The organism is Streptococcus ovuberis (assembly GCF_012396585.1).
Classification (GTDB): Bacteria; Bacillota; Bacilli; order Lactobacillales; family Streptococcaceae; genus Streptococcus; species Streptococcus ovuberis.
In genome coordinates, this window is sequence record NZ_JAAXPR010000023.1 from 1 (window position 1) to 13,086 (window position 13,086).

A 13,086-nucleotide genomic window follows, 5' to 3' on the forward strand; every position below is an offset into this window, starting at 1 on the left:
TGTCGACCACGACGGACAAAGATGGCAATGTGACCAACATTTACCGTCAGGTAACACCTCCAGTTAAGACACCACTCACTAACTTTGTTGATGAGAACGGCACACCAATCAAGGATCCAGAAGAGGGATCAAAACCAAATGAGCCGGTTTCAGGTTATGAGCTTGTGTCTTCAACGACCGATAAGGATGGCAATGTGACCAACGTTTACCGCCAGGTAACACCGCCAGTCAAGACACTAATCACAAACTTTGTCGATGAGAATGGCACACCAATCAAGGATCCAGAAGAGGGCTCTAAACCAAATGAGCCGGTTTCAGGTTACGAGATTGTGTCGACAAGCACTGATAAGGATGGCAATGTGACCAACGTTTACCGCCAGGTAACACCGCCAGTTAAGACACCACTCACTAACTTTGTCGATGAGAATGGCACACCAATCAAGGATCCAGAAGAGGGATCAAAACCAAATGAGCCAATTTCAGGTTACGAGATTGTGTCGACAAGCACTGATAAGGATGGCAATGTGACCAACGTTTACCGCCAGGTAACACCTCCAGTTAAGACACCAATCACAAACTTTGTCGATGAGAATGGCACACCAATCAAGGATCCAGAAGAGGGATCAAAACCAAATGAGCCGGTTTCAGGTTATGAGCTTGTGTCTTCAACGACCGATAAGGATGGCAATGTGACCAACGTTTACCGCCAGGTAACACCTCCAGTTAAGACACCAATCACTAACTTTGTCGATGAGAATGGCACACCAATCAAGGATCCAGAAGAGGGATCAAAACCAAATGAGCCAATTTCAGGTTACGAGATTGTGTCGACCACGACGGACAAAGATGGCAATGTGACCAACGTTTACCGTCAAGTGACATTGTCTGAGCAGGTTATTGAAGCAGAAGTGCCACAGTATGTCACAAAAGAAACAGCAACATTACCAAATACAGGTGATAACGATTCAGCTTTTGGAATAGTAGCAGGCATTGTCACTGCAACTCTCGGTTTGTTCGGTTTACGCCGAAGAAAAGAAGACTAATCATAAGAGGAGACGACTTTCGTCTTCTCTTTTTTGGGATAAGACAGGCATGTTGTACATCTGAGGTGCAAATCTTTCATGGACACCTGCTACTGGTGGACCTAATAGTGATTCCAAGGCTTTACTACTCTGGGATAGTGGATTATGGAGATTGATTGGTTTAATTCTGAGGAGCGAAGGGCTGAACAGTCAAACGGTCTGGAAGAGCGTATTTGAAGTCTGGTGTAGATAGTATAAAACAGCGGATAAGAACTGCTTAAATACGAGTTGCCCATTTCAATTCGTAGTCTGAAAAGAAAGTGGGACAAAAATCGGTCATTCGTCAGCATTCGATGAGTCGTTAGCCCACCTCTGCATAGCTTCAACAGTCAGGGGAGTGACTGTTGAAGAGGCGAGCCTTGAAACTAGATAGCGAGCAACAGTCAGGGAAGTGACTGTTTGAGGTTGGAAATTTGGGAAAGATATTTCCCTCATTCGTTAGGGCTGTAAAAGCTGATAAAATCAGCAAATTAGGAGCCTGTTCAACCACTGCGCCTTGTTTGAAAATTAAAAATCACTTGAGAGGTTAGGACTTTTGTCCCGGCCTCAGCATACCTAAATGATGGTTATTGTTTATAACAATAGATAGTACCAAAAGGACAGCTCTCTAGCATGAGACAAGAAGGTGTCTATGCCCTTTTACTAACATTTAGTTGTACAGCCGTGTGATAGACTGGCCCGTAAGGTGGTGAGAGAGGGGCTGGCCATTAGCTGCTACTCAATTGAGTACGTTTTGCCAAGCTTGAAAAAGTTAGGGCTTTTCAGTATAATAGAAAGAACTAATGGAGACTGAAAAACGTGATTGTCACAGAGTAAGACCATTCCCAATGTGGTTGTATCAATAGGTTGAAGTTTCTAAAATGTTAAACCTTTAGCTGTTAGGAGAAGGAGTCGTTATGTTACATTTTGAAAATGATTATAATAAGGGAGCACATCCAGTCGTTTTGGAAGCCTTGCTGGCTAGCAATGATCAGGCGGAGTCGGGTTATGGAACAGATCGGTTTACACAGGAAACCATTGCCTTGCTAAAGGATTTGACAAAGTGTCCTCAGGCAGACATTTTTCTGTTGACGGGTGGGACCCAGACGAATCAACTGGTCATTGACACGATGTTGGCACCCTATGAGGGGGTCATTGCGGCGGATACAGGACATATCAGTACCCATGAGGCTGGAGCGATTGAAATGACTGGCCATAAGGTTTTGGCTTTACCACATGAATTGGGGAAAATTAGTGCCCAGCAGGTAGCGGCCTATCTGGAACGTTTTTATGCCGATGGCAACCATAGTCACATGGTCTATCCTGGGATGGTTTATATTTCTCATCCGACAGAGTATGGCACGCTGTACAGCAAGGAAGAGCTAGAAGCGCTATCTCAGGTGTGTCGTTCTTACCAGATTCCCCTCTTTCTGGATGGAGCCCGCTTGGTCTATGGTTTAGCGGTGCAAAATGCAGTGGATTTGCCAACCATAGCAGAGCTGACAGACGTCTTTTATCTTGGAGGGACTAAGGCTGGCCTTCTTTGCGGTGAGGCTGTGGTATTCACTAAGCAAAATATGCCTAAACATTTTATGACTCAGGTCAAGCAGCACGGGGCCTTATTAGCTAAGGGCCGGTTGTTAGGGGTTCAGTTTAAGGCCCTATTGGAAAACGGTCTATATGAGAAAATTGGGCAAGAGGCCATTGCGCGCGCTGATGAGCTGAAAGGTATTCTCCAAGAAAAAGGCTACCGCTTCTACCTCGATTCGCCAACCAATCAACAATTTATCATCATTAGCAACGACCATTTACAAAAACTCGGTGAACAAGTTGCTTGTTCCTTCTGGGAAGCCTATGACGATCAGCATACTGTCATTCGTCTAGCCACCAGTTGGTCAACGACACCAAAGGACATTGAGGCTTTGAAGGAAGTCTTGTAGCGGTTTTATCTGACTGTTCCAGCCGGATACTAAGCTTGTTATTATATCAGTTTAGAAAAGGAAACTTGGTGTGGTATGGCACTGAGTTTTTTCGTTTCTGGGTAAAATAGCGGCTAGGTTATTCTTTATTAAAGAAAATATGGTAAAATAAAGAATGACTTGTTTTAAGGAGAAAATGCTATGCAATTAAGAACCTGTGTGCCAGCGCTAAGGGGAGAAATAAGGGTCCCAGGTGACAAATCAATCAGCCATCGTTCCATTATTTTTGGGGCGATTAGTCAAGGAGAAACAAGGGTTCACGGTATTCTTCGAGGAGAAGATGTTTTATCCACTATGCAAGTTTTTCGTGATTTAGGTGTCACTATCGAGGATGATGGGCAAGTCGTTCGGGTCCAGGGCGTTGGATTTGATGGCCTTAAAGCGCCTCGAACTGCTTTGGATATGGGCAACTCTGGTACCTCAATCCGCCTGATTTCAGGTGTTTTGGCGGGACAGGATTTTGAAGTTGAAATGTTCGGGGATGACTCTCTCTCAAAACGTCCCATGGACCGTGTGACAAAACCTCTAAGTCAGATGGGAGTGAAGGTTTCGGGTCAAACGGATCGCGATTTGCCTCCGTTGATCCTCAAAGGCACCAAAGAGCTACAACCGATTGCTTACCAGTTACCAGTAGCTTCGGCTCAGGTCAAGTCAGCCCTTATCTTCGCAGCCCTTCAGGCAGATGGGGAATCAGTGATTACTGAGAAAGAATTGACCCGTAATCACACAGAGGATATGATTCACCAGTTTGGTGGGCACTTGACCATTCAAGGCAAGGAAATTCGTGTCCAAGGTGGGCAAGAGCTAAAAGGGCAAACAATCCTTGTCCCAGGGGATATTTCGAGTGCGGCCTTTTGGCTGGTAGCGGGGCTTATTGTACCGGACTCAAAAGTGGTCTTGACCAATGTTGGCATCAACGAAACGCGAACCGGTATCTTGGACGTTATCAAAGCCATGGGGGGGAAGTTGACGATTTCTGATCAGGATGAGCTGGCTAAATCAGCGACTTTGACCGTTGAAAGTTCTGACTTGAAAGGCACAGAGATTGCTGGTGATTTAATTCCACGCTTGATTGATGAATTGCCGATTATTAGTCTCTTGGCGACTCAGGCTCAAGGGGAAACCATCATTCGAGATGCAGAGGAGCTCAAAGTAAAGGAAACCGATCGCATCCAGGTGGTTGCTGATGCTTTAAATAGCATGGGAGCTGCTATTACACCAACGTCTGATGGCATGATTATCAAGGGAAAAACAGCTCTGCACGGCGCTCGAATCAATACTTACGGTGACCACCGCATCGGCATGATGGCGGCGATTGCCGCTTTGATCGCTAAAGAAGGCGACGTCTATCTGGATCGGGCGGAAGCCATTAACACCAGTTATCCAAGTTTCTTTACTGATTTAGAAAGTTTGATCAATGGCTAAGGTTTTATTAGGATTTATGGGTTCTGGCAAGACAACCATCGCCAGGCTCTTAGATGACCAGTTTGTTGATATGGACGCTGTCTTGGTAGAGCGTCTGGGAATGCCGATTACGCAATTTTTTGAAGAAGAAGGAGAGGCTGCTTTTCGGAAAGTGGAAAGCCAAGTCTTGGCAGAATTATTGCCCCAAGACATTGTCCTATCAACAGGTGGCGGGGTCATCATGCAGGCGCAGAATCGCGCTTTGCTGGCTCAAAATGCTCCTAATATTTTTCTAACTGCTGATTTTGAAACCCTTTACCAGCGCTTGCAGGCGGATCAGGAGCAGAAGCGGCCCTTAGTGATTGAAAAAAGTAAGGAAGACTTGAAAGCCCTGTGGGCTTTTCGCCAGCCCCTCTACGAAGCGGTAGCGACTCAAATAATTGAAGTAGCTGGTCAAACCCCAGCTCAAATAGTGGAGATGATAAGATGAAGATTGCCTATCTTGGCCCCAAGGGGTCTTTCTCACATAATGTAGCCCTTAGGGCCTTGCCAGCGGCTATTTTACAGGATTTTGAGACCATTACAGAAGTCATCAAAGCATTTGAAAGTGGTCAAGTAGATGGTGCCATCGTTCCTGTGGAAAATGCTATTGAAGGAAGTGTTCATGAGACCTTAGATTACCTCTTTCACCAGGCTGATTTGGAGGCTGTGGCGGAGTTTATGCAACCGATTAAGCAGCAGTTGCTGGTGACCAGTTTAGATAAGCCAATCGAAACGATTTTTTCACACCCTCAAGCTATTGCGCAAGGTAAGGCTTATATCAATGCCCATTACCCCAAAGCCAAGATTGAGGTGACGGCTTCGACAGCTTATGCAGCGCGCTATGTGGCAGAACACCCTGAACAGCCATATGCCGCTATTGCGCCAGACTCAGCTGCTGTTACTTATGGTTTGGTGACGGCAGCGCGTGATATCCATGAGTTAGAAGAAAATTTTACCCGTTTTTGGCTACTAGCGAAAACAGTTCCTCTTTTCGAATTGCCACAATTAGGGCAAAAATTATCCTTAGCCTTAACTCTACCAGATAACCTTCCGGGTGCTCTTTACAAGGCTATGTCTGTTTTTGCTTGGCGTGGAATTGATTTGACCAAGATTGAGAGTCGTCCCTTAAAAACAGTACTGGGAGAATATTTTTTCATCATAGACCTTGTCTACCATCAGCCAGAACACGTCAAGTTTGCCTTGGAAGAGCTAGCAAGTATGGGGATTCAATCGAAAATTTTAGGAAAATATGGTGTGTTTCAGATGGAAACCGCTAGAAACGATTAAGGAAAGATAATGGCAAAAGACTATGAAAATCTGACGCATCATGAAAGTTTGCGCTATGATTATTTGCAAAAAAATATTCATTTTTTAGGCGATCGCGATCGGGCAGAGCTTCATTATTTGGAGGCAAAGATAGCAGGAAAACTCAGTAACCATCAAGCGCCTCCTCCCAAAACTTCAAGTAAGTATCAATCATTACCCCCTCTTTCAGAAAAAGGGAGCATAGCGCCTAAAAAAAGAGGTGTAACCTCGGAAGGTTTACCCGTTTTTGATCGTTCAGTGATGCCTTCAAGTCAACGAATAACAGCAGATCAGTCTACTAGGCAAGTAAACTCGGATTCGGAAGGCGATCGACCAGCTCAAGAGCGACCGATGCACACGCGCCAGCATCCGTCGTTGTCGGTTGGTGAGTTAAAACACTCTTCAGAAGCCCTGCCTCAGTTGACTTCACGTTCAGAACGCCGTAAAATGACCCAAAAGGCAGTGGCGACGCCTAGTCCCAAGCAGATTTTAAAAAACATCCAAACAGACAAGGCGCGTCGAGGCAGGCGTTTAAGGCAAAAATCATCCAAGAACAGTTCCGGGTGGGGAAAACGCCTGTTAACTGGTTTTGGGATTGTCTTACTACTGACCTTATTTGGCATGTTGCTCATGTTTTTAAAAGGTTACTATGATGTCAAACAACATGAGGGGACAGCAACAGCTGCGGAAGTTGAATTTTTTGATGGGCAAGATACTAGAGATGGGATCAATATTTTGGTGTTAGGAACGGATTCACGCATTGGACAAGCCAGTACAGAAGCACGAACTGATTCGATTATGGTAGTTAATATTGGGAATTCCGATGGAAAAATTAAGATTGTTAGCTTCATGCGAGATACCTTGATCAATATTCCTGAAGTCAGCCAAGAGGATGGGATCAATACTTACTACGATCAAAAGCTTAATACAGCCTTTAGCATTGGGGAGCAAAATGATAAGCAAGGGGCAGAAGCTATCCGTATCGCTTTGAAATCCCATTTTGACATTGATATTAAGTACTACGTTATGATTGATTTCCAGACTTTTGCAACAGCCATTGACACTATTTTTCCAAAGGGCGTTAAAATCGATGCGCGATTTGCAACGGTGGATGGCGAAGCAGTGGATCAGGTGCAGGTGCCAGATGATCTCAATGCTGCCAACGGTATTTTTCCTGAGCAGACGATTGAAATTGGGGAGCAGTACATGGACGGACGTACCTTGCTCAATTACGCGCGCTTCCGTAAGGATGATAGTGGTGACTTTGGGCGGACAGAGCGACAACAGCAGGTATTAGCTGCTATTCTCAATCAAGTAAAGAATCCGACCAAATTGTTTACAGGATCAGCGGCACTAGGCAAAATAATGGGGATGACCTCAACTAATCTGCCTTACTCCTTCATTCTCAGTAAGGGCCTACCTGTCCTTAGTGATGCCGCGAATGGCATTGCTCAAACAACTATCCCAGAAAATGGCGATTGGGTAGACGAATACGATATGTATGGTGGCTTAGGTCTGGCCATTGATTTTGAAAAGTATCAGCAGCGCTTATTTGAATTAGGATTACGATAGACCAACCTAAGTATGATATAATAAGGTCAGAAAATCTTCTGGCCTTTTTGCCTTAGAAAATACAAGAAAAGAGAAAAGATGCTACAAAAAAACGATGTGATAGATGTTGAGATTGTTGACTTGACCCATGAGGGGCAAGGGGTTGCCAAGCATGATGGGCTGGTCTTCTTTGTGGACAATGCCCTGCCAGGTGAGCGGATTGCCATGCGGGTCTTGAAGGTCAAAAAATCGGTTGGCTTTGGTAAGGTGGAGACCTATCACAGCCTGTCCCCCCACCGCAATCAGGCACTTGATACGACCTATCTACGGACGGGAATTGCAGATCTGGGGCACTTGACCTATGACCAGCAGCTGGTGTTTAAGACCAATCAGGTTAAGGCTGCTCTGAGCAAGATTGCAGGGATTACGAATGTTCCTGTTTTGGATACTCTTGGTATGGTGCAACCTCTGGCTTATCGTAACAAGGCAGCTATTCCTGTCCGCCGTGTCAATGGACAGCTTGAGACGGGCTTTTTCCGAAAAGGGTCGCATGACCTCATGCCGATTGAGGATTATTATATCCAGCATCCAGAGATTGACCGCTTGATTAAGGCGGTGCGAGACTTGCTTCGTCGGTTTGACCTCAAACCCTATGACGAGATGACGGGAGCTGGACTGATTCGCCACCTCGTGGTCCGTCGTGGCTATGCGACAGGGCAGCTGATGTTGGTGATTGTGACGACCCGTCCCAAGATTTTCCGTGTTGAGCAGCTCATTGAGCGCTTGACCGCTGATTTCCCTCATCTCATTTCCATTATCCAGAACATCAACGACCAAGCGACTAACGTGATTTTTGGTCAGGAGTTCATCACGCTCTACGGTCGCGATACGATTGAGGACCATCTCTTGGGCAATACCTACGCCATTTCAGCCCAGTCCTTTTATCAGGTTAACACGGAAATGGCTGAGCAACTCTACCAGACGGCGATTGATTTTTCAGAGTTGAGTACAGACGATGTTGTCATTGATGCCTATTCTGGGATTGGTACCATCGGTCTCTCTCTAGCAGGTCAAGTCAAGGCTGTTTACGGGGTCGAGGTCGTGGAAAAGGCTGTCGCAGACGCTATGAAAAACGCCCAAAACAACGGCATCACCAATGCCCATTATGTCTGTGATACGGCTGAGGCTGCGATGGCAAAATGGCAGAGTGAGGGGCTTCGCCCCAAGGTCATTATCGTCGATCCACCACGAAAAGGGCTAACAGAAAGCTTTATCCGTGCCAGCTCTGCCATGTCCCCAGAAAAAATCACCTACATCTCCTGCAACCCAGCCACCATGGCGCGTGACATTAAGCTCTACCAGGAACTCGGCTACCAGCTGACCAAGGTGCAACCAGTGGATTTGTTCCCACAGACGCATCACGTCGAGGTAGTTGGTTTGCTGGTGAAAGCCTAGAAACCCTAGAACGAAAGCATACCAAAAAGCCTTGGAGACAAGGCTTTTTAGCTTGGAAGTACCTGTATTTTCATAGGCTAAAAATTTTAGGGAATGAAAATTATCTCACTTAATTTATGGTATAATGTAGGTGAAAACGGATAATTATCTATCTTTAGCTTACTAATTATTAGTAGTTTTAATTTTCTAAACAATAAAAAGATATCAGATAGTGTAGCAGCTTATCGTTTAAATATTACCATTAATAAGCTGTAGTGGTTTTATGAATCAGATTCTTAACGAGAGAATTGAGGAACTTATAAACGAAATTGAGCAGTTCAATGGAAAGAAACCTGACTAACATAATAATTGTTTTGAGTGAACACATGATATGCGTATATCTTATAAGCGCAATAGTATACTTCATTATACTTTTAGAGGAAGGGCAATTATGAAAAAAGAAAATGCTGTTCTTGATAAAACAGAACTAATAAACGAGGATTTAATGGAGTCCTTTGACTTTAATGAGTTGGAGAAAAAGCTTCAATGGCACTTGGAAGAAGAACTTTCAGATGTGCAGTTTCTAGTAGAAGAAGGAGAAAACATTGGAAATCCGAACAATCTCGGGGAGATTATCAAAGATGTGGTATGGGAGCAATTCCTCAATCAAGTAGCTGTGACCGCAGGTGAAGATTTCATTAAAGAAAATAGAGGCCTTCACCTTGATTTGAGGGAAGAAGCTCATATTCAAACGACGGAAAATTTTGTAGAAGGTAGGCTGGCTAGACATAATACTGAAATTGACTATCAACAGAGATACGATGATTGGCAAAGTAATTTCCAAAAGGATCCCAATATTATACATAGAACAAGTAACTATAGATATAATGAAGACTAACAAGTACACGAGAAATATGATACAAGAAGTAACTCTTGGAAGAAGGTTTTGAATAAGGGGGCTCGTGCTGATTTTGATAGAGGTAGACCAACGGGCAAAAAAACTGCAAATACAAACATGGACCATATTGTTTCTGCTGGTGAGATAATTCGTGACCCAGCTGCAAATGTCTATATGACTCGGGAGGAGCAAATTGCCTTTGCTAACAGTGATCAAAACCTTAATTTGATGGATTCAGCGGCTAATCAATCAAAAGGTGATTCTACAATGTCTGAATTTTTAGAGAGTGAACGAGATGGAAAGAAAGCAGCAGAACGTTTTAATATAGATGAAGATGAACTCCGTGAGAAGGATACAGAAGCTCGCGAAGAATACGAAAAAAGGAGAAAAGAGGCAGAGCAAAAGTCTATCGAAGCCGGGAAAAAATCACGAAAAGAGGAAGCATTCCGTGTTGGTGGACAGATGCTTAGAGCTGTTCTTATGCAATTGTTAGCTGAACTTGTTAGAGAAATCATTGCTAAACTGGTTCAGTGGTTTAAGTCGTCTAAGAAAGTCTTAGATACTCTTTTAGATAGTGTAAAAGAGGCAATACATTCTTTTATTGGGAAGATGAAGCAACATCTTATTAATGCTGGAAATACACTATTTACTACCGTTGCTACAGCAATTTTTGGACCAATTATTGGTACGCTTAAGAAAGTATGGAAAATGCTGAAGCAAGGTTGGAGTTCTCTGAGGAATGCGATAACCTATATAAAAAATCCTGCTAATAAAGGTAAACCAATTGGAATACTTCTTATGGAAGTTGGTAAAATTAGTGTAGCAGGAATGGCTGGTATAGGTGCAATGTTACTTGGTGAAGTGATTGAAAAAGGATTGATAACTATCCCTGTTTTTGCCATCGAAATACCGTTACTTGGTAGCTTAGCAAACATTTTGGGTATTTTCTTTGGTGCCGTTAGTTCAGGTATCGTCGGTGCGATAGCAATTAACCTTATTGAAAAGCAAATCGCAAAAAGCATGACGCAGGAGAATATCGATGCCCAAATTACCAAAGGAAATGAAATTTTAAGAACGCAGCATCAGCTACAGGGTGTTAGTGAGGTAAAACTTTACCATATAAAATAGATGGTCGCACAAAATATTCACGAACGTAATTCTGTTGCTGCTAATATGATGGCTGAATCAGTTGAGAACATTAGAAAAAATTGTGCAATAGATGAAAGTATTGATGAAGCTTTTGATGATATTAATGCACTCTTTACTTAACTGTAGTCAAAGTATTTAAAATCAACATTGAAATTGGTAATATTTGTACCAAATTAGATAAAACGATATATAGGGGTTCAATATGGATGACTTAGTTATACAGCATCATGATTTTAAAAATGCCAAGAATGCAATAAAGCTTTTCTCTGAACAAACTTTAATGGATTTAGATATAAGAAGAGTAAAAAACAATAAAGATGTAGTAGAAGTTTTTGGTGACCTGTTTTTAGGACGTGGATTCAACTTGGACCATTTGGTTACAGGTGATGAATTAAATGACTTGACATCACAAATCCAAATGTACTTTCACGACATCAATAATACCCAAATAAAATTGATTAAGGAGTTTGGGCAGGTCTATAGTGCCTTGGAGGCTTTAGATAGGGATTATATTCAAGCTATTATTGTTTCCATCAAGGCAACAGAAGAAACAAGTGAAGGCATTCAAAAGACTCAAGAACAAATTAAGAAAATTGTAGAGAATCAGCGTAGAACGCTGGAAGAACTCAAAAAATTTAAACAGAAAATAGATGGATATGTTCACTTAGATGAGATTGATCAGCTTTGGACTTATGTAGAAGAACAAAAACGTTATTTAAAAGAAGTTGACCGGATTGGCACTGAACAAGCACAGAGATTAGAGACAGCATTACAGGACGTTGATAATATTTCAAAGAGAGTCTCCGCTAGCGAGAAAGATATTCAAAATTTGAATGAAAATATTAATAAAGTCAACGGTATTGCACATTTAGAAGATGTTGATAATATTTGGACTACCGTTAAAGAACACTCAGACATTCTTACTAAAATGGAAAAACAGAATGAAGTGACTGCCTATTCTGTTAAGAAAAATAAGGAAGAAACAAATGAGAATATTGCGGAAGTAGTACAAGTAGCCAATGCAGCGATTGAGAAGTTAACAAAGAAAGTTAAATATGCTTACTGGATTACTGGAGGAGCTCTAGGCTTGGCAGTCATTGTACTAATTTTATTTCTGGTGTAAGGGTGGTATGATGGATAAGTACGGGAAGATATTAATAAACAATGCTTCTAAACTGGATGCTATTATAGCTACGAGTGGTGAAATTACGAGATTGGCAACAGTAATTGTGGATGAGCATAGTCGTGGTGCTACTATCGCTTTGCTTAAAAGAATCTCTGAAGCTGTCGACAATGAAAAATATAAAATTGAAATTAAGCGAGCAGCACAGGCTGTTAATACCAGTTTGATTGAATTTTATGGTTATTCCACGATTCAAAGCATATGCCAACCAACTAGAGATGCGGACCAAGATAAGAGAACGCTTGAAGAGTTACTAGATGAATTGAATAATCTTACTGGTTTAGAAAAAGTAAAGAGTAACGTTCAAGATTTGATAGTATATCAAAAGGTTCAACAGTTACGTAGGAAAAAAAATCTTCACACGACAAAGAGTACCTTACATCTAGCATTTACTGGTAATCCAGGAACCGGAAAAACTACTGTTGCCAGAATTGTAGGACGAATTTATAAGAAGATTGGTTTGCTTTCAAAGGGGCATTTTGTCGAAGTTTCAAGAACTGATCTTATCGCAGGGTACCAAGGTCAAACAGCACTTAAGGTTAAAAAAGTCATTGAACAAGCTAAAGGTGGTGTTTTATTTATTGATGAAGCCTATAGCATTACAGAAAATGAGCATTCTGATTCTTATGGTAGAGAGTGCTTAACAGAATTAACAAAAGCTTTGGAGGATTATAGAGATGATTTGGTTGTAATCGTTGCTGGATATACCGAGCCAATGAATAAATTTTTTGAATCAAATCCTGGATTAAAATCGCGTTTCAATACCTTCATAGAATTCGATGACTATAGTTCTGCAGAGTTGGTCACTATATTGCTTTCCATATGTCAAAGCAATGATTATATTCTAGACGATGAGGCTAAAGAGAAAATTCACTTATATTTTGAAAAGCAAATTTCATTGAAGGACGAGAACTTTGCAAATGGTCGGCTGGCAAGAAATTTGTATGACGATTTGATTATGCATCATGCAAGACGAGTGATAAAGATAGATAATCCAAGCAGTGCTGATTTATCAACCATTAGAGTCGAGGATTGTAAATTTGAATGTAATGAAGTTGAAGAGAATTGATGGTTACCTGA

At 42.3% G+C, this 13,086-nt stretch carries 11 protein-coding genes; all 11 read left to right on the plus strand.

Annotated elements, in window-relative coordinates:
• Positions 1-1,043: LPXTG cell wall anchor domain-containing protein (locus HF992_RS09820; protein WP_168549855.1), on the plus strand; the 1,043-nt coding region annotated here is incomplete at its 5' end.
• 935 nt (positions 1,044-1,978) lie between these two features.
• Positions 1,979-3,001: a threonine aldolase family protein gene (locus HF992_RS09825; RefSeq protein WP_168549856.1), complete on the plus strand. Its 1,023-nt coding sequence runs from the start codon at positions 1,979-1,981 to the stop codon at positions 2,999-3,001.
• 180 nt (positions 3,002-3,181) lie between these two features.
• On the plus strand, positions 3,182-4,465 hold the full coding sequence (gene aroA / locus HF992_RS09830) for a 3-phosphoshikimate 1-carboxyvinyltransferase (protein WP_168549857.1): 1,284 nt from the start codon (positions 3,182-3,184) through the stop codon (positions 4,463-4,465).
• Positions 4,458-4,934 carry a shikimate kinase gene (locus tag HF992_RS09835; RefSeq protein WP_168549858.1) on the plus strand — a complete coding sequence of 159 codons (477 nt, stop codon included), beginning with the start codon at positions 4,458-4,460 and terminating at the stop codon, positions 4,932-4,934. Before aroA ends, HF992_RS09835 begins: the two co-directional genes overlap by 8 nt.
• Entirely contained in the window at positions 4,931-5,773 is an 843-nt protein-coding gene (gene pheA / locus HF992_RS09840) for a prephenate dehydratase (protein ID WP_168549859.1), read from the plus strand. Before HF992_RS09835 ends, pheA begins: the two co-directional genes overlap by 4 nt.
• A gap of 9 nt (positions 5,774-5,782) precedes the next feature.
• The gene (locus HF992_RS09845) at positions 5,783-7,363 is read left to right on the plus strand and encodes an LCP family protein (RefSeq protein WP_168549860.1); all 1,581 of its coding nucleotides are present in this window, start codon (positions 5,783-5,785) and stop codon (positions 7,361-7,363) included.
• 78 nt (positions 7,364-7,441) lie between these two features.
• Positions 7,442-8,797: a 23S rRNA (uracil(1939)-C(5))-methyltransferase RlmD gene (gene rlmD, locus HF992_RS09850; protein WP_168549861.1), complete on the plus strand. Its 1,356-nt coding sequence runs from the start codon at positions 7,442-7,444 to the stop codon at positions 8,795-8,797.
• A 430-nt stretch (positions 8,798-9,227) separates the two neighbouring features.
• The gene (locus HF992_RS09855) at positions 9,228-9,674 is read left to right on the plus strand and encodes a hypothetical protein (RefSeq protein ID WP_168549862.1); all 447 of its coding nucleotides are present in this window, start codon (positions 9,228-9,230) and stop codon (positions 9,672-9,674) included.
• Positions 9,675-9,722: 48 nt separating this feature from the next.
• The gene (locus HF992_RS09860) at positions 9,723-10,802 is read left to right on the plus strand and encodes a hypothetical protein (RefSeq protein ID WP_168549863.1); all 1,080 of its coding nucleotides are present in this window, start codon (positions 9,723-9,725) and stop codon (positions 10,800-10,802) included.
• A gap of 223 nt (positions 10,803-11,025) precedes the next feature.
• A complete protein-coding gene (locus HF992_RS09865; protein ID WP_168549864.1) occupies positions 11,026-11,946 on the plus strand; it encodes an AAA family ATPase in 921 nt (306 codons plus the stop codon).
• Positions 11,947-11,956: 10 nt separating this feature from the next.
• Entirely contained in the window at positions 11,957-13,075 is a 1,119-nt protein-coding gene (locus tag HF992_RS09870) for an AAA family ATPase (protein ID WP_168549865.1), read from the plus strand.
• Positions 13,076-13,086: the final 11 nt, after the last annotated feature.

Coding starts and splice junctions, on each gene's coding strand:
- HF992_RS09825 (WP_168549856.1), top strand. CDS start 1,979: ATGTTACATTTTGAAAATGATTATAATAAGGGAGCACATCCAGTCGTT.
- aroA (WP_168549857.1), top strand. CDS start 3,182: ATGCAATTAAGAACCTGTGTGCCAGCGCTAAGGGGAGAAATAAGGGTC.
- HF992_RS09835 (WP_168549858.1), top strand. CDS start 4,458: ATGGCTAAGGTTTTATTAGGATTTATGGGTTCTGGCAAGACAACCATC.
- pheA (WP_168549859.1), top strand. CDS start 4,931: ATGAAGATTGCCTATCTTGGCCCCAAGGGGTCTTTCTCACATAATGTA.
- HF992_RS09845 (WP_168549860.1), top strand. CDS start 5,783: ATGGCAAAAGACTATGAAAATCTGACGCATCATGAAAGTTTGCGCTAT.
- rlmD (WP_168549861.1), top strand. CDS start 7,442: ATGCTACAAAAAAACGATGTGATAGATGTTGAGATTGTTGACTTGACC.
- HF992_RS09855 (WP_168549862.1), top strand. CDS start 9,228: ATGAAAAAAGAAAATGCTGTTCTTGATAAAACAGAACTAATAAACGAG.
- HF992_RS09865 (WP_168549864.1), top strand. CDS start 11,026: ATGGATGACTTAGTTATACAGCATCATGATTTTAAAAATGCCAAGAAT.
- HF992_RS09870 (WP_168549865.1), top strand. CDS start 11,957: ATGGATAAGTACGGGAAGATATTAATAAACAATGCTTCTAAACTGGAT.